14 protein-coding genes and 1 pseudogene are annotated in these 20,734 nt (G+C 73.2%); 8 read left to right on the top strand and 7 right to left on the bottom strand.

Annotation, left to right across the window (positions count from 1 at the left end; genetic code table 11):
- Nucleotides 1-87: 87 nt before the first annotated feature.
- Entirely contained in the window at nucleotides 88-1,098 is a 1,011-nt protein-coding gene (locus HS048_RS27765) for a LacI family DNA-binding transcriptional regulator (protein WP_196469135.1), read from the bottom strand.
- 182 nt (nucleotides 1,099-1,280) lie between these two features.
- On the opposite strand from HS048_RS27765, the gene HS048_RS27760 reads away from it, so the two are divergent.
- Genes HS048_RS27760 through HS048_RS27750 form a run of 3 tightly spaced genes read left to right on the top strand, consistent with a single transcriptional unit; the run spans nucleotide 1,281 to nucleotide 7,274 of the window.
- Nucleotides 1,281-2,657, top strand: coding sequence for a glycoside hydrolase family 5 protein (locus tag HS048_RS27760; RefSeq protein WP_196469134.1), 1,377 nt, complete (start codon nucleotides 1,281-1,283; stop codon nucleotides 2,655-2,657).
- A gap of 55 nt (nucleotides 2,658-2,712) precedes the next feature.
- Nucleotides 2,713-5,664 (top strand): endo-1,4-beta-xylanase, encoded by a 2,952-nt coding sequence (locus tag HS048_RS27755; protein ID WP_196469133.1) that lies wholly within the window; start codon nucleotides 2,713-2,715, stop codon nucleotides 5,662-5,664.
- Between the two features lie 35 nt (nucleotides 5,665-5,699).
- Nucleotides 5,700-7,274 (top strand): glycoside hydrolase family 43 protein, encoded by a 1,575-nt coding sequence (locus tag HS048_RS27750; protein ID WP_196469132.1) that lies wholly within the window; start codon nucleotides 5,700-5,702, stop codon nucleotides 7,272-7,274.
- A gap of 182 nt (nucleotides 7,275-7,456) precedes the next feature.
- Here HS048_RS27750 and HS048_RS27745 read toward each other — a convergent pair whose 3' ends face one another.
- A complete protein-coding gene (locus tag HS048_RS27745) occupies nucleotides 7,457-8,302 on the bottom strand; it encodes an SDR family oxidoreductase (protein ID WP_068898443.1) in 846 nt (281 codons plus the stop codon).
- Nucleotides 8,299-9,288, bottom strand: a complete 990-nt coding sequence (locus HS048_RS27740) for a diiron oxygenase (protein WP_068898440.1) — start codon at nucleotides 9,286-9,288, stop codon at nucleotides 8,299-8,301. The genes HS048_RS27745 and HS048_RS27740 overlap by 4 nt, the downstream gene beginning before the upstream one ends.
- A gap of 224 nt (nucleotides 9,289-9,512) precedes the next feature.
- Here HS048_RS27740 and HS048_RS37625 point away from each other — a divergent pair.
- Nucleotides 9,513-10,370 (top strand): annotated as a pseudogene (locus HS048_RS37625) (DMT family transporter); the annotation flags it as partial.
- A gap of 97 nt (nucleotides 10,371-10,467) precedes the next feature.
- On the opposite strand, the gene HS048_RS37620 reads toward HS048_RS37625, so the two are convergent.
- A complete protein-coding gene (locus tag HS048_RS37620) occupies nucleotides 10,468-11,814 on the bottom strand; it encodes a cell wall metabolism sensor histidine kinase WalK (protein ID WP_068898438.1) in 1,347 nt (448 codons plus the stop codon).
- A gap of 170 nt (nucleotides 11,815-11,984) precedes the next feature.
- On the opposite strand from HS048_RS37620, the gene HS048_RS27730 reads away from it, so the two are divergent.
- The 3 genes from HS048_RS27730 to HS048_RS27720 are packed head-to-tail and all read left to right on the top strand — an operon-like array spanning nucleotide 11,985 to nucleotide 15,743.
- Nucleotides 11,985-13,286: an acyl-CoA dehydrogenase family protein gene (locus HS048_RS27730; RefSeq protein WP_196469131.1), complete on the top strand. Its 1,302-nt coding sequence runs from the start codon at nucleotides 11,985-11,987 to the stop codon at nucleotides 13,284-13,286.
- Entirely contained in the window at nucleotides 13,283-14,260 is a 978-nt protein-coding gene (locus tag HS048_RS27725) for an acyl-CoA dehydrogenase family protein (RefSeq protein ID WP_196469130.1), read from the top strand. Before HS048_RS27730 ends, HS048_RS27725 begins: the two co-directional genes overlap by 4 nt.
- Nucleotides 14,261-14,282: 22 nt before the next feature.
- Nucleotides 14,283-15,743, top strand: coding sequence for an AMP-binding protein (locus HS048_RS27720; RefSeq protein WP_196469129.1), 1,461 nt, complete (start codon nucleotides 14,283-14,285; stop codon nucleotides 15,741-15,743).
- A 97-nt stretch (nucleotides 15,744-15,840) separates the two neighbouring features.
- Here the strand turns inward: HS048_RS27720 and HS048_RS27715 are convergent, their stop codons facing one another.
- Complete coding sequence (locus HS048_RS27715; protein WP_196469128.1) at nucleotides 15,841-17,061, bottom strand: acyltransferase; 1,221 nt, start codon at nucleotides 17,059-17,061, stop codon at nucleotides 15,841-15,843.
- Between the two features lie 165 nt (nucleotides 17,062-17,226).
- Between HS048_RS27715 and HS048_RS27710 the strand changes: the two genes are divergently transcribed.
- Complete coding sequence (locus HS048_RS27710) at nucleotides 17,227-18,063, top strand: NAD(P)H-binding protein (protein ID WP_196469127.1); 837 nt, start codon at nucleotides 17,227-17,229, stop codon at nucleotides 18,061-18,063.
- 27 nt (nucleotides 18,064-18,090) lie between these two features.
- On the opposite strand, the gene HS048_RS27705 is transcribed toward HS048_RS27710, so the two are convergent.
- On the bottom strand, nucleotides 18,091-19,149 hold the full coding sequence (locus tag HS048_RS27705) for a dipeptidase (RefSeq protein ID WP_307832675.1): 1,059 nt from the start codon (nucleotides 19,147-19,149) through the stop codon (nucleotides 18,091-18,093).
- A gap of 58 nt (nucleotides 19,150-19,207) precedes the next feature.
- Nucleotides 19,208-20,647 carry an NAD(P)/FAD-dependent oxidoreductase gene (locus HS048_RS27700; RefSeq protein WP_196469126.1) on the bottom strand — a complete coding sequence of 480 codons (1,440 nt, stop codon included), beginning with the start codon at nucleotides 20,645-20,647 and terminating at the stop codon, nucleotides 19,208-19,210.
- Nucleotides 20,648-20,734: the final 87 nt, after the last annotated feature.

The following is a 20,734-nucleotide window of genomic DNA, read 5'->3' as shown; positions in this document are numbered from 1 at the left end:
CCTTCGCGGACCCTCCCGGGGACCCCCTCGGGCGGGCTTTCACACCCCCCTCCGGAGGCCGGGGAGCGCGCCTCCGGAGGGGTCCCCTCAGTGGCGGGGCGGGGCCGTGCTCTCCCGGACGACGAGCTCGGTGGCCAGCTCCACGCGCTTGGCCTCCGGGGCGCCCGGCCCGGAGGCCACCACCATGCGGGTGGCCAGCGCGGCCATCTCCTGGAGCGGCTGGCGGACGGTCGTCAGGGAGGGCCAGGCCGACTGGGCCAGGGGCAGGTCGTCGAAGCCGACCACGCTGAGGTCCTCCGGGACGCGCAGCCCCCGCTGCCGGGCGGCCTCCAGCACGCCGAACGCCTGCAGGTCGCTGCCGGCGAAGACGGCGGTGGGCGGGTCGGCCAGGGCGAGCAGCTCGCGGCCCTGCTCGCGGCCGGAGTCCACCAGGAAGTCGCCGCGGCGGATCAGCTCGGGGGCCACGGCGACGCCGGCGGTCTCCAGCGCGGCCCGGTAGCCGTCGATCCTGGCCCGGCTGCACAGCATGTCGGCCGGGCCGCCGATGATCCCGATCCGGCGGTGCCCCAGCTCCAGCAGGTGCCGGGTGGCGGCCAGTCCGCCGTTCCAGTTGGTGGCGCCCACCGAGGCGACGTTGGGCGGGGGCTCGCCCTCGGGGTCGACGACCACGAACGGCATCGACCGGGCGCTGAGCTGGCGCTGCAGGCCGGCCGAGAGCCGGGAGGCCACGATGACCACCCCGTCGGTGCGCCGGGCCGCGATGCGCTCCAGCCAGTCGCGGCCGGGCCCGGCGTGGGTGTGCAGTACGGAGATCACGACGCTGGCCCCGGCCTCGCGCGCGGCGGTCTCGGCGCCGCGCACGATCTCCATGGCCCAGGGGCTCTCGATCTCGGAGAAGACCAGGTCGACCAGGCCCGCCGGCCCGTCGGCCTGGCCGACCCGGCGCTGGTAACCGTGCAGGTGGAGCAGGCGCTCCACCCGCTGACGGGTCTCCGGTGCGACCTCCGGACGGCCGTTGATGACCTTGGACACCGTGGGGACGGAGACTCCGGCCTCCTCGGCGATCAGCGCGATCGTCACCCGCTTCTTCGTTGGCATGGCACGGAGTGTACCCGAAAAGTTTCGGGGTTTCCTCCCGCTGTGTCACCGGTCACTGGGAGCGCTTCCATGGTCGTATTGACGCATAACGGGCAATTATCTATCCTCGCCCGAGAGCGAAACATTCGGAAGTTCAATGAAACTTTCACAAGATCTCTACTCTCCGTGATAAGGGAGATTTGATGACTCTGCGTGTCTCCGGATCCCAACTCGTCGACTCGGCAGGCACTCCGGTGAGGCTGCGTGGAGTCGGCCTCGGGGGCTGGCTCAACATGGAGAACTTCATTACCGGCTACCCGGCCAACGAGGCCGGGATGCGGGACTCGGTGCGTGAGGCGATCGGGGAGGACCGGGCGGAGCTGTTCTTCGACCGGCTGCTGACCTCCTTCTTCGGTCCCGAGGACGCCGACCTGCTGGCCGCCGCGGGGATGAACTGCGTGCGCATCCCGTTCAACTACCGGCACCTGGAGTCCGACGACCGGCCGTTCGAGATCGACGAGCGCGGCTTCCGCCACCTCGACCGCGTCATCGGCCTGCTCGCCGAGCGCGGCATCTACAGCGTGCTGGACCTGCACGCCGTGCCCGGGTCGCAGAACCAGCACTGGCACTCCGACAACCCCACCCACGTGGCCGCGTTCTGGCAGCACCGCCACTTCCAGGACCGCGTGGTGCACATGTGGGAGGCGATCGCCGACCGCTACCGCGACCAGCCCTACGTGGCCGGCTACAACCCGGTCAACGAGCCCGGCGACCCCAGCGGCAAGGTGGTCGGCCCGTTCTACGACCGGCTGGTCAAGGCGCTGCGCGCCGTCGACCCAGGCCACGTGCTCTTCCTGGACGGCAACACCTACTCCACCGACTTCTCGGTCTTCCGCGAGGTCTACGAGAACACCGTCTTCGTCTGCCACGACTACGCCCTGGCCGGCTTCGCGCACGGCGGGCCGTACCCCGGCTACACCCGCGGCGAGTGGGTGGACCGCGACCACCTGGTGCGGACCTTCGAGCGGCGCACCGCCTTCCAGCGCGAGACCGGCACGCCGATCTGGGTGGGCGAGTTCGGCCCCGTCTACACCGGCGACCCCGAGATCGACGCGCAGCGCTACCAGATCCTCACCGACCAGCTGGAGATCTTCGACGAGCACCAGGCCGGCTGGGCGCTGTGGACCTACAAGGACGTCGGCCTGCAGGGCCTGGTGAGCGCGGACCCCGCCGGGCCGTACCTGCGGCGCTTCGGGGACTTCATCGCCAAGAAGACGCGCCTGGGCGCCGACCGGTGGGGCTCCACGATGGAGGAGTCGGCCGACGTCCTGGCGCCGCTGCACCAGCTGGTGGAGACCGAGTTCCCCGAGTGGGACCCCTACCCGTGGGGCGCCCGCTACCAGACCGACGACCTGATCCGGCACATCCTCGTCGCGCAGGCGCTGCTGCCGGAGTACGCCGCCCTGTTCAAGGGCCTGTCCGACGAAGAGCTGGTCGCCCTGGCCGACTCGTTCTCCCTGCCGGCCTGCGTGCGCCGTGAGCCGCTCATCGAGCTGCTCACCGCGAACCTCGCGGGCTGAGCCGGGCCCGCCGCACCCCCGCCGAGTCCCGTCCGCCGAGAGAAGAGCACCCCCCATGAGCTCCCTCCGCTCCCTCCACTCCCTGCTGACCGCCGCCCTGCTGTGCCTGGCGACGCTCGTCGCCGTCCCGGGACCGGCGCACGCCGCGCAACCGGTGACGTACGACTTCGAATCCGGCACGCAGGGGTGGGCACCCCGCGGCGACGGGGTCTCGGTGACCGCCTCGTCCGAACTCGCCCGCTCCGGGACGGCCTCGCTGCTGGTCACCGGCCGCAGCGAGAACTGGCACGGGGCGGCCGTCGCACCGGGGTTCGCCGAAGGGCGGACCTACGCGGTCACCGCCTTCGCCCGCGCGGTGGCGGGGGAGAGCACGATCGCACTGACCGTGCAGCGCACCCCCGACGGAGGGGACACGGTCTACGAGCGCGTCGCCGCCGCCACCGTCGGGGACACCGGATGGGTGGAGCTGTCGGGACGGTACACCTTCACCGGCGCCTCCACCGATCTGCAGCTGTACGCCGAGAGCTCCGACCCGGCCGCCGCCTACCGCCTCGACGACGTCACGATCACCGAGGAGCCCGGCTCCGGCGACGGGAACGGGACGAGCACCGACTTCGAGACCGGCACCGTCCAGGGATGGCGGGCACGAGCCTCCGCCACCCTGGCCGCCACCCCCGCCGCCGCGCGGCAGGGAGGGTACGGCCTGGCCGTGTCGGACCGCTCCGCCTCCTGGGACGGGCCGGCGCTGGACGTCCTGCCGGTGATGGCCAAGGGCGCCAAGTACACGGCCTCGGTCTGGGTGCGTCCCGAGGAGGCGACCTCGCTGGGCCTGTCGATCGAACGGCGCAGCGGGGACACGCCGAGCTACGACCAGATCGCCGCGCCCCGCGAGGTCGCGGCCGGCCAGTGGACCGAGCTGAAGGGCACCTACACGCTCGGCCACGACGTCGACTTCCTGGCGGTGTACGTCGAGTCGGCCTCGGGCACCACGCCGTTCGCCGTGGACGACTTCACCCTGGTCCACGTCCCGGCGGTGCCGATCCAGCGGGACATCCCCGCGCTCAAGGACGTCCTCGGCTTCACCATCGGCACCGCGGTGCAGCGCCCCCAGACGCTCGGTGAGCACGGCGAGCTGCTGCGCAGGCACTTCGAGAGCGTCACCCCCGGCAACCAGCTCAAGTGGGACGCCACCGAGCCGCGCGAGGGCGAGTTCACCTTCGCCGAGGGCGACCACCTGGTCGACTACGCCCACGCGAACGGGCTCAAGGTGCGCGGCCACACCCTCGCCTGGCACAGCCAGACGCCCGACTGGGTGTTCGAGGGCACCAAGGCCGACGTGCTGCGCCGGCTGGAGAACCACATCCGGGCCGTGGCCGGGCGCTACAAGGGCAGGCTGTACGCCTGGGACGTGGTCAACGAGGTCGTCGACGAGAACCAGCCGGACGGCCTGCGCCGGTCGAAGTGGTTCCAGACCACCGGGCTGGACTACATCCGCACCGCCTTCCGGGTGGCCAGGGAGGTCGACCCGGACGCCAAGCTCTACATCAACGACTACAACACCGAGTTCCCGCGCAAGCGCCGGGCCCTGTACGAGCTGGTCAAGAGGCTCAGGACGGAGGGCGTGCCGATCGACGGCGTCGGCCACCAGCTGCACGTCAACATCGAGCAGCCGCACGCCTCGGAGATCGAGGAGACCATCGAGCTGATCGCCGGCCTCGGCGTCGACCAGCAGGTCACCGAGCTGGACGTCAGCGTCTACACCGACTTCGTCCAGTCCTACCCCGAGATCCCCGCCGCGCTCCTGGTGAAGCAGGGGCACCGGTACAAGGAGATCTTCGACGTCTTCCGCAGGCAGAGCGGGCACCTGAACTCCGTCACGCTCTGGGGACTGGCCGACGACGACACCTGGCTGTCGACCTTCCCCATCACCCGGCTCAACACGCCGCTGCTCTTCGACGACCGGCTGCAGGCCAAGCCCGCCTACTGGGGCGTGGCCGACCCGGCCAGGCTGGAGCCCCTGGTCCACGACGTCGAGGTGCCCGAGGGCACGCCGAAGATCGACGGCAGGCGCGACCGGGAGTGGGACCTGCTGCCCGACGTGCGCCTGGCCCGGAACGGCGACCTGTCGGCGGGGATCCAGTTCCGCCGCTCCGCCAAGGGCCTGTCGGTGCTGGCCGAGGTGACCGACCCCGCGCGGGACGGGCAGGACGCCGTCACCGTGACGGTCGGCGGAACCGACCACGTGATCCGGCGCACCGGCCCGCACGCCAAGGGCCTGCGGGCGCACGTCGGGAAGACCTCCGGCGGCTACCGGGTCGAGGCGCTGCTGCCCGCGGGGGCCTCCGGCGCCGGCGGGGTCCGGCTGACCGTCCGCGACGCCTCCTCGCAGGACGCCCTGGTCTGGGCGGGCGAGATGACCCCCGTCCCGGCGGTGCGCACGACCACGGCGGCCCGGGGCACACCGCAGATCGACGGCACCGTGGACGCCGTGTGGGCCAGGGCGCCGGAGATCCGGACCGCGACCTGGGTCCAGGGCTCGGCCGGGGCGACCGCGAGGGTGCGCACGCTGTGGGACGCCGGACGCCTGCACGTGCTCGCCCGGGTGAGCGACCCGCGGCTCAGCGAGGAGTCTCCCGACCCCTGGCAGCAGGACTCGGTGGAGATCTTCGTGGACGCCGACAACGGCAAGACCAAGGGCTACGGCGACGACGACGGCCAGTACCGGATCTCCTTCACCGGCAGGCGGACCGTCGGCGGCCCCCTGGACCCCGCCGCCATCGAGGGCAACCTGACGAGCGCGGTCCGGCAGGTGCCCGGCGGGTACGTCGTCGAGGCCACGATCGGGCTGCCGACCGCCGCCCTCGGCGGGGACGCGCTGCTGGGCTTCGACGTCCAGGTGAACGACGCGACGGGGGCGAGCCGTACCGCCGCGGCGACCTGGAGCGACCCGACCGGCCGGGCCCACCTCAGCACCGCCCGCTGGGGCGTGCTCGGGTTCGCCCGGTGAGCCGGGAAACGGTACGAGAAAGCGGAAGAGAGCACGTGAGGACGTTCGGCAACCCCGTCATCCCGGGATTCCACCCCGACCCGTCGATCTGCCGGGTGGGGGAGGACTACTACCTGGTCACCTCCAGCTTCGAGTGGTATCCCGGGGTGCCGGTCTTCCACAGCCGCGACCTGGTGAACTGGCGGCAGCTCGGGCACGTGCTGGACCGCCCGTCCCAGCTCGCGCTGGACGGGATCCGGCCGAGCGGCGGGATCTACGCCCCCACCATCCGCCACCACGACGGCGTGTTCTACATGATCACCACGCTGGTGGACGGGATGGAGAACTTCGTGGTCACCGCGACCGACCCGGCGGGGCCGTGGAGCGACCCGTACCCGCTGGACCTGCCGACGGCCTTCGACCCGTCGCTCTTCTTCGACGACGACGGGAGCGCGTGGGTCACCGCCAACCGGCCGGTCGGCGACGACGGCCTCGGCGAGGTCTTCCTGCGCGGGCTGGACCTCGAGTCCATGACCCTGACCGGGCCGGAGCACGTGCTCTGGACCGGCGCGCTGCGGGACGCGGTCTGGCCGGAGGCCTCCCACCTGTACAAGGTGGACGGCCGCTACTACCTGATGATCGCAGAGGGCGGCACGGACATCGACCACGCGGTCACGGTCGCGCGGTCGGAGCGGGTGACCGGCCCCTACCGGGGCAACCCGCGCAATCCCATCCTCACCCACCGCGACCTGGGCCGCGACCACCCGATCACCGGCACCGGTCACGCCGACCTGGTCCGCACGCCGGACGGGCAGTGGTGGATGGTCCTGCTCGCCATGCGCCCCTACGGGGGCTACCACTACAACCTCGGCCGGGAGACCTTCCTGACGCCGGTCCGCTGGGAGGACGGCTGGCCGCTCGTGTCACGGGTCGAGCCGTACGGCCCGGCCCCGGACCTGCCCGAGCACCGCTGGCCCGCCGAGCCCGCCTGCGACCACTTCGACGCGCCGCGGCTGGCGCCGTGCTGGAACCACCTGCGCACGCCGCGCGAGCCGTACTGGAGCCTGACCGAGCGCCCCGGGCACCTGCGGCTGCGGGTCCGCCCGCAGACGCTCTGCGAGCGGGCGAACCCGAGCCTGGTGGCGCGGCGGCAGCAGCACCGGGACTTCGCGGTGCACGCCTCGCTCGACTTCACCCCCGGCCCCGGCGAGTGCGCGGGGCTGGTGCTGGTGCAGAACGACGACTTCCACATCCGCTACGTGCTCACGGAACGGGGGCTGGAGGTGGTCCGCCGGGAGGGCGGGAAGGAGGAGGTCACGGCCCGCGTCCCGGTGCCGGGCGGCCGGATCGTGCTGGGGATCGAGGCGCGGGGCCAGGAGTACCGCATGCGCTGCGCCACGGCCCCGGGCGAGTGGCTGCCGGTGGGGGACCCGGTGGACGGACGCCTGCTGAGCTCCACCGTGGCGGGCGGTTTCACCGGCGCCTACATCGGCATGTACGCCGCGGGCGGGAACGGCGGGAACGGCGGGAACGGCGGGAACGGCGGGAACGGCGGGAACGGCGGGAACGGCGGGAACGGCGGGAACACGGCCGACTTCGACTGGTTCGAGTACGTCGGACTCGCTCACTGAGCCGCGGCCGGTCCGGGGGCTCCCGCCCGTTTCCCCCGGTCCGGCCGCACACCACCTTCTCGCACACCGCCTGCCCGCCCACGGCCTGCTCGCACACCGCCTGCTCGCACACCGCCTTCTCGTGCACGGTCTCCGTGTGCACGGTCTCCGTGCGGCGGTCCGGCCGTGCGGCCCGCGGCCGGTCAGCCGCGCAGCCGCCGGGCGGCCAGGGAGATCACCCGGACCGCGGCCGCGGGCGAGAGCCGTACCCCGCGCCAGAGCAGCCGGCTCGAGGCCGGGGCCACGATGAGGGCCTTGTTCCGGGCGACGCCCCGCATGACGTCGCCGGCCAGGGCGTCGACGGAGTAGAGCCGCCCCTGCGCCCGGACCGCGGCCAGGCGGGCGCCCGCGCTCGTGGCGGTCTGCGGCAGGCCCGGGTTGGCGTGGTCGAGCAGCGGGGTGTCGGTGAAGCCCGGGCAGACCACGCTCACCCGCACGCCGTGCGCCCTGGCCTCGGCCCGCAGCGCCAGTGAGAGCCCGACCACGGCGTGCTTGGTCGCGGTGTAGGGGAGCATCAGCGGGGCGGGGGTCAGCCCGGCCAGCGAGGCGGTGTTCACGATGTGCCCGAAGCCCTGCTCAATCATGATCGGGTAGGCGGCGTGCACGCCGTGGACCACGCCGCGCAGGTTCACGTCGATCGTGCGGTTCCAGTGGTCGAGGGTGAGCTCGTCGGTGGTGCCGCCGACCGCGATGCCCGCGTTGTTGAAGACGAAGTCGAGCCGCCCGTGCTCGTCCCGCACCCCCCGGACGAGCGCGCGCACCGCCTCCGGGTCGGTGACGTCGACCGCGGCGCCCGCGCAGCCGAACTCCTCGGCGGTGCGCGCGGCGCCCTCCCCGTCGAGGTCGGCGGACACGACGTGCAGGCCGCGCCGGGCCAGCTCCCGGCAGAGGGCCCGGCCGATGCCGGACGCGCCCCCGGTCACGATCGCGGTCCTGCGGCCCCGGCGGGCCGGGACACCACCGTCCGGCTCCCCGTCTCGCTCGATCATGCGGCCGCCTTCCGCGCGGGCTCGTCGTAGATCCCCATGGCCTTCCAGACCCTCCGCTGGACCCGGTTCATCATGCCCAGCTCGGCGCAGAGTTCACGGGTCCGGGAGACCGAGTCGCGGATCTCCTGCGCCATGTGGGGGTCGTCGGTGTAGACCTCCCGGACGACGTCGTCCGGGATGCGGAACGCCCTGATCATCGATCCGGGCGGGGAGAGCATGATGCGGGCCATGACGCCCAGCACGACGGGGGAGACCAGGCCCAGCAGGAGGCGGTGGAGGCGGGGCAGGCGGGGGACCCGGCGGCGCAGGTAGTGCCGGGCGAAGGAGATGTGCCGGGCCTCCTCCGCGATGTGGATCCGCATGATGACCTCCTCCAGCGGGTGCTTGATCTGCCCCTCCCGCAGCGCCTTGCGCTGCACGTGGTCGATGGGGTCCTCGCCGCCGAGCACGAAGACGAAGAACAGCTCGGTGGAGACCAGCGGGATCCAGGGCGTGATCTGGGAGAGCAGGCTGAGCGGGCCGGGCATGCCGCGGATCGGGAGTCCCGTCCGGTTGACGAACTCCTGGAACATCATCCCGTGATGCCCCTCCTCGATCGTCTCGTGGTAGACGTAGCGGAACTCGGGGGAGCCGTTCGGCAGCCGGTAGGCGTAGTTGAGCAGGCCGCGTTTGAGCAGGTTCTCGAACTGCAGGCCGATCTTCATGGCGGTCGCCACCCGCCACAGCCCGATCTTCGCGCGGACCTCGGGCGGCTGCGCGCGGTACCACGCCGAGCCGCCCAGCCGGTCGACCCCGGGCAGCTCCCAGCGCGGGTCGTCCTGGCGGACCAGGAAGTCGGGATCGTCCCAGGGGATGTCGACGTAGGGCTCCCAGTGCTTGTCGACCGACGCCTTGGAGAGGCGCTCGATGACCGCCTCGTAGGCGCGCCTCTCCGTGACCGCCCGGTCGCGCTCCTGATCGGCGGTGGTGCGCGGAGTCGCTGTCATGCGGCCCTCCCTCTCGGATCTCCTGCACCGTATTGTACGGAGAATCCAATAAGGCGGAAAGCCCGGAAAACTGAGGTCTTTCAGAACGGAGGGTCCTTTTCGTCACCCCGGAGTGGCGTCTGTCGCCCGCGGGAGGTGCGTCCTTCCCTCAGGGTTGTATTCAGCCCACCCCCCACGACCGAAGGCCGTCTTCCGGTGGCTCAGGGTGATGCCACCCTTCCCGTATGGCAGCACCGGTGTCGTCAGTGCCCCGGCCCCTCCTGGGCGCCGCCCTCCTGTTGTTCGTCAGCGCGGCCTGGGGGTCGGCCTTCCCGTTGATGAAGGACCTCATCGCCCGCATGCCGGTGGCCGACCTGCTGGCCGAGCGGTACGGCCTGGCCACGCTGGTGCTGCTCGCGCTCCGCCCCGGCTGCCTGCGCGGGCTGCCCGAGGGCACCTGGCCCACCGGGATCCTGCTCGGCCTGCTGTTCGGGGTGGGGCAGACCGCCCAGGCGGTGGCGCTGCACGACCTGCCCTCACCCGTCTCCGGGTTCACGGTCGGCTCCTACGTGGTGATCACCCCGATCCTCGGCCTGGCGGTGCTGGGCACCCGCCTGTCGCGGCGGACGTGGGGGGCGGTGGCCCTGGCGGCGGTCGCGCTGGTCTCCTTCACCCTCCTGCGCGGGACCCCCGGGCAGGACGTCTCCCTGCCCGCGCTGGGCGTCACCCTGCTGGCCGCGGTGCTGTACTCCGCGCACACGCTGGTCCTCGGCGCCTCCGGCCGGGCGCGGCGGGACGCCTACGCGGTCACCGTGATCCAGCTCGGCGTCATCGCCGCGATGACCGGCGTGCTCGCAGTCCCGGACGGCCTGACCCTGCCCCGGACCCCCGGGGACTGGGCGATCCTGGGCCACCTGTCGATCGTGGCCTGCGCACTCGGCTTCCTGGCCCGCTCCTTCGGCCAGGCCCACGTCCCGCCGGTGCCCGCCGCGGTGATCCTGTCGTCGCAGCCGCTCTGGGTGACCGCCCTGGCCGCCGTCGCCTATGGCGAGGCGCTCACCGGGAGCGTCCTGCTCGGCGGCGGGCTGATCGCCGCGGCGATGCTCCTGGTGGTGGCGCCCGGCCGCCGCCCGGCGGCGGGCGCGTCGGCGGGCCCGCCGGCGGGTGCGGGGCGGACCGGACGCCCTCCGGGCCGGCGGGTCACGGGCGCGCCACCGGCAGGCGCAGGACGAACCGGGCACCCTTCGGGCTGTCCTCGATCCGCAGGGTCCCGCCGTGGGACGCGGCGATCTCCCTGGCGATGGAGAGCCCCAGGCCGGTGCCCCCGGCGTCCCTGCTGCGGGCGGCGTCCAGCCGGGTGAACCGGCGGAAGACCACCTCCCGCTGCTCGGGGGCGATCCCGGCGCCGTCGTCGAGCACCTCCAGGACGGCGGTGTCCCCGCGCGCGGCCACGGTCACCGTGACGGCGGAGACGGCGTGCCGCTCGGCGTTGTCCATCAGGTTGGTGAGCAGCCGGGAGAGCCGGAGCGGGTCGCCGGTCACCCGCACACCCGGCTCCAGCCTCCTGACCACCTCGACCCGGCGTGGCCGGCGGTCCAGCTCGCCGCCGGCCAGCTCGCCCAGATCGACGGCCTCCTCGGCGGCGGGCGCGCCGGAGTCGAGCCTGGCCAGCGTCAGCAGGTCGGCGACGATCGCCTGGAGCCGGTCCAGGCTGGCGAGCATCGCCTGCGCCTTGGCGGTCCAGTCGACGTCCTCGGGATACTGCAGGGCCTCCTCCACCTGGGTGCGCATCGCGGTGAGCGGGCTGCGCAGGTCGTGGGAGGCGTCGGAGGCGAACCGGCGCTGCTGCTCGACCGCCTCCTCCAGCCGGTCGAGGGTCTGGTTGATGGTCTCGGCCAGCTGCCTGATCTCGTCCTCGGCGCGCGGCACCGGGACCCGGCGGCCCACGTCGGTCGCGGTGATCTCCGCGAGCTCACCGGTGATCGCGTTCACCGGGTTCAGCGCCCCGGTCACCGTGCGGTAGGCGCCGGCCCCGGCCAGCACCACGATGAGCAGGGAGACGGTGACGAGGAAGGCGAACAGCCCCGAGTGCACGTACCAGGGGATCATCGCGCCGAGGGAGTAGACGAGCCAGTCGCCGCCCGGCCGGTCGATGCGGAAGGCCACGGCGATCACGCACTCCCCGGGCATCCGGGGCGGGTCGCACAGCTCGCGGCCGGCCATGACGTCGTCCCCGCCGGGCCGGAAGTCCGCGACCGGGGGCGCTCCGGCCAGGTCGGGGGTGGCCGCGACGACCCGCCCGGAGGAGTCCAGCACCTGGCTGCCGACCCCGTTGCCGTGCTCCAGCACGGCGGGCAGCCGCCCCCGCTGGGCGAGGTGGACGACCTCCAGGGCGGCGCCGGCCACCTGGTTGGTCTGGTAGTCGCGGGCCAGGTCGTAGAGGGCGAGCGTGGCGACCGTGGTGATGACGAGGCCGGACAGGGCGGCGGTGGCGACGGCGATCAGCGTCAGCCGGGTTCGGACGGACCACGAATGACGTGTGATCACACCGACCTTCCCCCCGAACCCAGACGACCCCACCAGGCGGATTAATTGCCATTACCTGGCGATACATGGCCAAGAAGGGGCAAAGATCATCTCCGGGTCCGGTGTAGAGCAATGCTCTGTACGGCCGCGCCGCCGCTCGTTAGAGTAAGTGGGCACTGATTGGAGTGGACATGGATCTCGAGGAGTACCGGCGGCGGGCCAGGACCTGGCTGGAGGCCAACGCCCAGGACGGCCCGGACGGCCGGGCGGGGGGCGCCTCCGACCCCGGCGGGGTCGCCGCCGCCAAGGAGTTCATGGCGAAGCTGTACGACGCGGGCTACTCGGGCATCACCTGGCCGGCCGAGTGGGGCGGGCAGGGCCTCACCCAGGCAGAGGAACGCGCCTTCGCCGCCGAGGCCGCCGCCTTCACCCTGCCGACCTACGTCTTCTCCATCGGCCTCGGCATGTGCGGGCCGACCCTCGTCGACCTGGGCACCGACGCCCAGCGCCGCCGCCACCTGCGGCCGCTGCTGCGCGGCGAGGAGATCTGGTGCCAGCTGTTCTCCGAGCCCGCCGCGGGCAGCGACGTCGCCGCACTGCAGACCAGGGCCGCGGCCACCGACGGCGGCTGGGTGGTCGACGGGCAGAAGGTCTGGACCTCGGTCGCCCAGCACGCCGACTGGGGCCTGCTGCTCGCCCGCACCGACGCGGACGTGCCCAAGCACAAGGGCCTGACCATGTTCATCGTGGACATGCACGCCCCCGGCGTCACCGTCCGGCCGCTGCGCGACATGACCGGCCGCGCCCACTTCAACGAGATCTTCTTCGACGGCGTGCACATCCCCGCGGAGAACGTGGTCGGCCGCGTCGGCGACGGCTGGAACTGCGCCGTCACCACCCTGCTCCACGAACGCCTGTCGATCTCCAGTGGCGTCGGAATGGGCGGGCAGAAGGACAACCCGGTCGCCTTCGAGGCGCTGCGCCGCACCGCCGACACCGCCGACCCCGTGGTCCGCGACCGGCTCGTCGAGCTGCACATCCGCTCCCGCGCCCTGGCCCTGTTCAACCAGCGGCTCGCCCAGGAGACGAAGGCCGGGATCTTCCCCGGCGCCCGGGGCAGCGCGGCCAAGCTGCTGCTGGCCGAGCTGACCATGTTCCAGGCCGACCTGGCCACCTCGCTGGCCGGGCCGGAGGCCGTCGCCTGGATCGAGGACGGGCCCGGGGACGCATCCCCGGGCGGGACCGGGAACGGGGAGGGACCCGGGGCCGGGGCCGGGACCGGGGACGGGGCCGGAGGAGACGGCGGGAAGGCCGGGGGCGGCGGGCTGGCCCACGCCGTCTCGCTCGCGCCCGCGATGGCCCTCGGCGGCGGCACCAACGAGATCATGCGCAACATCGTGAGCGAGCGCGTGCTGAACCTGCCCCCCGAACCGCGCACGGACAAGAACGTGCCGTTCAAGGAGCTCAGGACGAGCGGAGAGGCCCCCCGATGAGACTCGTGCCCACCCCGGAGCAGCGCGAGCTGCGCGACGCCGTCCGCTCCTTCCTCGCCGCCGCCTCGCCCATGCCGGCCGTACGGCGGGCGATGGAGTCGGAGCCCGGCCACGACCCGGAGGTCTACCGGCGGCTGACCGGCGAGCTCGGCCTGACCGGCCTGACCGTGCCCGAGGAGCGGGGCGGGACCGGCGCCGGGCACGCCGAGCTGGCGGTCGTCCTGGAGGAGACCGGCGCGGCGCTGCTGCCCGGGCCGTTCCTGGCCACCACGCTGGCCGCGATCCTGCTCACCGAGACGGGCGAGAAGGAGATCCTGGCCGGCGTCGCCGCCGGGACGACCACCGCGACCGTCGTCCTCGACGGGAACCGGGCGCTCAACGGGGCCGAGGCCGACGTGGTCCTGACGATCGACGGCGACCGGGTGCTCGCCCGCACCGACGGCGAGCGGCGCCCGCTGCGGACCCTCGACCCCACCCGCCGGCAGGCCCTGGTGGAGCCGGGCGGCGAGGTGGCGGCCGTCTCCGCCGCCGGGATCGCCCGCGCCCGCGACCTGTTCGCCGTGGCGGTGGCGGCCGAGCAGCTCGGCGTGCTGCGGGCCTCGCTGGAGGCCATCGTCGCCTACAGCAGGATCCGGGTCGCCTTCAACCGGGTGATCGGCTCCTACCAGGGCGTCAAGCACCGGCTCGCCGACATGCACTGCACGCTGGAGCAGGCCGAGTCGATCTTCCGGTACGCCGCCTGGGCCGCCGACGAGGCCCCCGCCGAACTGCCCGGAGCCGCCGCGCTGGCCCAGGCGTACCTGGGCCGCGCCTGCTTCGAGGTCGCCTCCGGCAGCCTCCTGCTGCACGGCGGCATCGGCTTCACCTGGGAGCACGACGCCCACCTGTACTACAAGCGCGCCAAGGCGGACGAGGTGCTCCTCGGCCCGCCGCGGGTCCACCGCGCCCGCCTCGCCGACCTGCTGGAGCTGTAGAGCCGCACAGAGAGGGGAACCCGTGACCGACATCAGCGGGCTGCCGGGCTTCTACCGGATCGCCGAGGCCGACCCCGGGCGCAGGGCCGTGATCGACACCGACGGGACCGTCACCACCTACGGCGAGCTGCTCGCCCGCGTCAACCGGGTCTCGCACGGGCTGCGGGCGCGGGGCCTCGGCCCGGGTGACGCGGTCGCCGGGGTGCTGCCCAACGGGATCGACGCGGTGGTCATGCTCCTGGCCACCGGCCAGATCGGGCTGTACCACGTGCCGGTCAACTGGCACCTGACCGAGAGCGAGATCGGCTACATCCTCGCCGACAGCGAGGCCCGGATCACGGTCACGCCCGAGTCGGGCGGGACCGCCGCGCTGGCCGAGGGGCAGCCGGAGACCGCGCCGCGGGACCGGACCGCGGGCGCGGTCATGTGGTACACCTCGGGCACCACCGGGTTCCCCAAGGGGGTGCGGCGGCCGCTGTCCGGCGCCGAGCCGGAGCAGGCCGTCCCGCTCTACACGTGGTTCCTCGGCGAGGTCTGCGACCTGCGGCCGGGCGACGAGGTCCACCTGGTCACCTCGCCGATGTACCACTCGGCCCCGTGCGCGCACACCCTGTTCGCCCTGCACCTGGGGCACACGCTGGTGATCGCGCCGAGGTTCGACCCGGTGACCGTCCTGGAGCTGATCGAGCGCCACCGGGTCACCAACGCGATGATGGTGCCCACGATGTTCCACCGGATGCTGCGCCTGCCCGCCGAGGTCCGCGAGAAGTACGACGTGTCCTCGCTCCGGCAGGTGGTCCACACCGGCGCCGCCTGCCCGGTGGCGGACAAGAAGCAGATGATGGAATGGTGGGGCCCGGTCCTGTACGAGTACTACGGCTCCACCGAGTCCGCCATCGCCTTCGCGGTCAAGCCGCACGACTGGCTGGCGCGCCCCGGCACGGTCGGCCGTCCGGCCCCGGCGTTCGAGGCGAGGATCCTCGGCCCGGACGGCGAGGAGCTCCCACCCGGTGCGCCCGGCCTGATCCACGTCAGGTCGGCGACCAACCGGTTCGAATACCTCAAGGACCCGGCCAAGACCGCCGCCAGCATGCGGGACGGCTGGTACGCCCCCGGCGACATCGGCTACCTGGACGCCGACGGCTACCTGTTCCTGTGCGACCGCCGGACCGACCTGATCGTCTCCGGCGGGGTGAACATCTACCCGGCCGAGGTCGAGGCGGCGATCCTGGAGCATCCGGCGGTCGCCGACGCCGCGGTGATCGGGGTGCCGGACGAGGAGTGGGGACACGTCGTGGTCGCGCTCGTCCAGCCGCTGCCCGGTCCCCGGCCCTCGGCCGAGGAACTGCTGGAGCACCTCGGGCCGCGCCTGGCCCGCTTCAAGCACCCCCGGGTGGTCGAGTTCCGCGACGAGCTGCCCCGCACCCCCACGGGCAAGCTCTCCCGCTCCCGGGTCCGCGAGGACTACCTGGAGCACCGGTAGCCCCGGTGGCACCGCTCACCGGCGACCCGGTGAGCGGTGCCTGGGACCCGCGTCCGTGCCGAAGCCGGGACCACGGAGGAGCCGGGCCCGGCGGCCCTCACCCCCGCCCGCTCCGCGGGGCCCGGTCCGGAACCCGCGCGATGAGGCTCCTGCCCAGCCGCTGCGCGGGAGCCTCCACGAACCGCCAGGTCAACGCGCTGACACCGAGCAGCAGCCCCAGCACGCCCGCCAGCGCCACCAGCCGCGGACCCAGCGGTACGGCCAGCGGTTCGGGCCAGAACCGCTCGACGCCCTCCAGCAGGAGGGGATGGAGCAGGTAGATCGAGTAGCTGACCAGTCCCAGCCAGGCCAGGGCCTGCGGCACCCTGCGGCGCCGCAGCGCCATGCCGCCGGCGAAGGTGAACCAGGCGGCGGCGATCGCCGTCTGAAGCCCTGCCTCGCCGTGCGCCAGCCAGATCCCGGCCAGCGGCACCAGAGCCACCCACCCGGCCCGCCTCCAGGGGATCTGGCCCTGCTCGGCCCGGTACAGGGCGGTGCCGGAGAACATGGTGGCCAGGATCAGCAGTCCCTGCCCGGGGGCGGGGAAGCTCTGGTTGACCGCCAGCAGCGCCAGCACGGTGACCGCGATGACGATCGCGCCCGCCCGCCGTACCCGGTCCGGGCCCGCGAGCACCGCCGCCAGCCCCGTCGCCACCAGCGCGGTCACCACCAGCACGACCGCCAGCATCCGGCCCGATCCACCGGTCGAGAGCAGCGCGACCGGCAGCGTGCCCGCGCCCAGCACGGCCGCCGCGGTGAGGCCGAGCGCGCCCGCGGTGCTCCCGCGGTGCAGGCCGAGGACGTAGACCGCGGTCACCAGCAGGTAGAAGGCCATCTCGTAGGAGAGCGTCCACAGCACATTGACCAGGTTCGGTACGTGCAGCAGGTTCTGCAGCATCGTCAGATGACCCACCGTCATGGAGACCGGCCGCGACCCCCACCAGACGTGCAGGCCGTCCCACCCGGCCGCCATCAGCACCCCCACGCCCGCCAGGCACACCCCGAACAGCGGGTACAGCCGGAGGAGACGGGAGATCCAGAAGGCCCGGACACTGCCTCGCCGCTCCAGCGACGCCGGCACGATGTAGCCGCTGACCAGGAAGAACACCAGCACCCCGTACCAGCCTGGTTCGAAGACCGCCTTGACCGGCAGCCGCGCCTCGGGCAGCAGGAACTTGAAGGCGTGCTCGAAGACCACCGCCACGGCGGCGATGCCGCGCAGGGCGTCGAGCCAGGCCATGCGGCTCCCGGTCTGCCGGGCCGCGGAAAGAGTGATCATCCGGCGATGTTAACGATCAAGGGGTTGAAGGCGCTGATATACCGATAAACAACGACTTTCTGGCTGAGTGGGAGCACTGCGCGGTCCGACCGCCGTGGACGTACGGACATGGAGGCGAGATCCTCGGCCATGGAAGGCTCCGGCCGGCCGGGATTGACTTGCCCCATGACGGAGAACGGCACGGAGAAGACGACATTGGTCACGGGCGGCACCGGCAAGACCGGGAGGCGGGTGGCGGCCGGGTTGCGGGCGCGCGGCCTGCCGGTGCGGATCGGCTCCCGGGCGGGCGACCCGCCGTTCGACTGGGACGACCCGGGCAGCTGGGAGCCCGCGCTGCGGGGCGCAGGGGCGGTGTACATCTCCTACCAGCCCGACCTGGTGGCGCCCGGCGCCGTCGAGGCGGTCGGCGCGCTGGCCGGGCGGGCCGTGGCCGCCGGAGCCCGCCGCCTGGTCCTGCTGTCCGGCAGGGGCGAGGAGGAGGCGGAGCGCGCGGAGGAGGCCGTGCGGGACTCGGGCGCCGAGTGGACGGCCGTGCGCGCGAGCTGGTTCTGCCAGAACTTCGACGAGGGCCACCTGCTGGAGCCGGTGCTCGGCGGTGTGGTCGCGCTCCCGGCGGGGGACGTCGCCGAGCCGTTCGCCGACGCCGGAGACATCGCGGACGTGGCGGTCGCGGCCCTCACCGAGCCCGGCCACGCGGGCCGGGTCTACGAGGTGACCGGTCCCCGGCTGCTGACCTTCGCCGAGGCCGCCGCGGAGATCGCCGAGGCCTCCGGCCGGGAGGTCCGCTACGTCCCGGTCTCCGCCGACGGGTACGCGTCCATGCTGGTGGAGTACGGCGTGCCGGCCGAGGAGGCGGAGGTGCTGGCCGCCATGTTCGGCAAGGTCCTCGACGGCCGCAACGCCCACCTGGGGGACGGGGTCCGGCGCGCGCTGGGCCGCGCCCCCCGCGACTTCACCGACTACGCCGCGGCCGCCGCGGCCACCGGCGTCTGGAAGGGCTGAGGACGGCGGGCCGGGACGGCCCCGGGCTCAGGCGGGCCTGCCCAGCTCGGCGCGGAACAGGCGCAGGACGTTCTCGCCGAGGATCTTGACGATCTCCTCCTCGGCGAAGCCGTGCCGGTCCAGGGCCTCGGTGACCAGTGGCAGGCCGGACGGCCCGGCCAGGCCGGGGACGGCCGCCAGCACGTCGAGCCCGCTGACGCCGGCCTCGCAGCACGGCGGCGTGACGTCGTGCATGACCTCGCGGATGAAGTCCGGGCCGAGGCCCACGTGGTCGATCCCGGCCACGCCCGCCACGTGCGCGATGTGGTCCACCAGGCGGTCCACGGTGTACTCGGCGGGGTCCTCCGACAGGAACGCCGCCAGGAAGTTCACGCAGACCACGCCGCCGGTCGCGGCGACGCCGCGGATCTGCTCGTCGGTGAGGTTGCGGTGGTGGTCCCGCAGGGCGCGGGCCGCCGAGTGGGTCGCCATCACCGGCCGGGAGGCCAGCTCGAGCACGTGCTCGACACCCGACGCGCCCAGGTGGGAGACGTCGAAGACCATGCCGAGGCGCTCCATCTCCCGGACCGCCGCCACCCCCGCGGCCGTCAGCCTGCTCCCGGTCGCGTCCTCGCCGCTGCCGTCCGCCAGCGGAGTGCGGCCCCAGTGGGCGATCGAGGCGACCCGCACGCCCAGCCGGTGCAGGGCGGGCAGCAGCTCGACGCTCGCGTCCAGGCCGGGCATGCTCTCCAGCGCCAGGACCAGGGCGATCCTGCCCTCGGCGAGGGCCTCGTCGATCTGGGCGCCGTCCGTGCAGAGCCGTACCTCGGCGGCGTTCCCCTCGGCCAGCGCGTGCGCGCACTCGATCATGCGCAGGGTCTGCCGGAGCGCGCCCTCGGGCCGGTACTGGTCGTCGACGAACACCGGAAGCACCTGCAGGTCCACCCCGCCCTCGCGGAGCTGGGGCAGCCAGCGCTCCCGGAAGAACGACGCCCAGCGCTCCGGCGGCCGGGCCGTCACGGCCATCAGCAGGTCGTTGTGGGTGTCGGCGACCACGGCGCGGTGGTGCAGGTCGTGGTGCGGAGCGCTGGGGAGGTCGGCGGGCACGGGCGGGTTCCTCCTCGGGGAACGACGGTTGCGCACCGACGCTACCGCTCCGGTGCGCTCACCCGCCGAAGCGGAACGCCCCCGGCCGGGGCGTGCGGGTCAGGCGCCGGTAGAGCGTCGTCGGCCCCGGCCAGTTGTTGACCACCCGGCCCGCCGCGTTCTTGTACCAGCTGGTGCACCCCGCCTGCCAGACCATGTCGCCCATCGCCCGGTCCAGCCTCCGCCGCCAGGCGTCCATCGCCTCGGGCCGCACCTCCATCGGCCCCGCGCCCGCGAGGTACGGCAGGCAGCCCATGATGTAGCGGACCTGGCACTCGAGCATGAAGACGATCGAGTTGTGGCCCAGGTTGGTGTTGGGCCCGTACAGCAGGAACAGGTTCGGGAAGTGCGGCACCGCGATGCCCAGGTAGGCCTCCGCGCCGTCCTTCCACTCCTCGTGCAGGCGGCGGCCCTGCCTGCCGACGACCTCGATCGGCGCGAGGAAGTCGGTGGTCCGGAACCCCGTCGCGTAGACGATCACATCGGCCTCGCGGTGGCCGGCGACGGTCTCCACCCCCGAGGGCGTGACGCGGACGATCGGGTCGGTGACGACGTCCACGTCGGGCCGGGCCAGTGCCGGGTAGAAGGCGCTGTCGATGACGACCCGCCGGCAGCCGACCGGGTAGGCCGGGGTCAGCTTGGCCCGCATCTCCGGGTCGGTGATCCGGGCGTGCAGGTGCTCCAGGGCGCGCCTGCGGAGCAGCCCGGTGCTCCACCCGCCCGCCAGGGCGCTGTGCAGGGTGGCCTCGGCGTAGCGGTAGACCCACTCGCGGTAGGCCCGCTGCAGGAACGGGACGTACCGGAAGGCCGCCCGCGCCGCCGGGCCGAACACGGCGTCCGGCTTGGGGATCACCCAGTTGGGGGTGCGCTGGAAGACGTCGAGGTGACCGGCGGCCTCGGCCACCGGCGGGATCAGCTGGGCCGCCGACGACCCGCTCCCGATCACGGCCACCCGCCTGCCGGTCAGGTCCACCGAGTGGTCCCAGCGGGCGGAGTGGAAGGAGGGACCGGCGAAGGACGACATGCCGGGGATGTCGGGCAGGCGGGGCCGGTTGAGCTGGCCGACGGCCGAGACCACCACGTCGAAGAGCCGCTCGCCGTCCGCCGTGCGCACCCGCCACCGGCCCAGCGACTCGTCGAAGGCGATCGAGGTGACCTCGGCGCCCAGCCGGATGCGCGGGCGCAGGCCGTACTTGTCGGCGCAGGACTCCAGGTAGGCGAGGATCTCCGGCTGCCCCGGGTAGCGGCGGGTCCAGCTGGAGTACTTCGCGAAGGAGAAGGAGTACAGGTGCGAGGGGATGTCGCAGCCCGCCCCCGGATAGGTGTTGTCCCGCCAGGTGCCCCCGACGTCGCCGCCCTTCTCGAAGACCGTGTAGGAGCGGATGCCCGCCTGCTCCAGCCGGATGGCCATGCACAGCCCGCCGAACCCGGCACCGATGATCGCGACAGTGGGACTCATACGCCGGCCCTCCACGAGTCAGGATCCACTTACATTAAGCGATCCGCGAGCCCGGAAACAGGGGCGGAGGCGACGACGATGGCGGGG

This window comes from Planomonospora sp. ID91781, assembly GCF_015711595.1.
In the GTDB taxonomy this organism is placed as follows: Bacteria; Actinomycetota; Actinomycetes; order Streptosporangiales; family Streptosporangiaceae; genus Planomonospora; species Planomonospora parontospora.
This window is presented reverse-complemented; position numbering and strand designations above follow the sequence as displayed.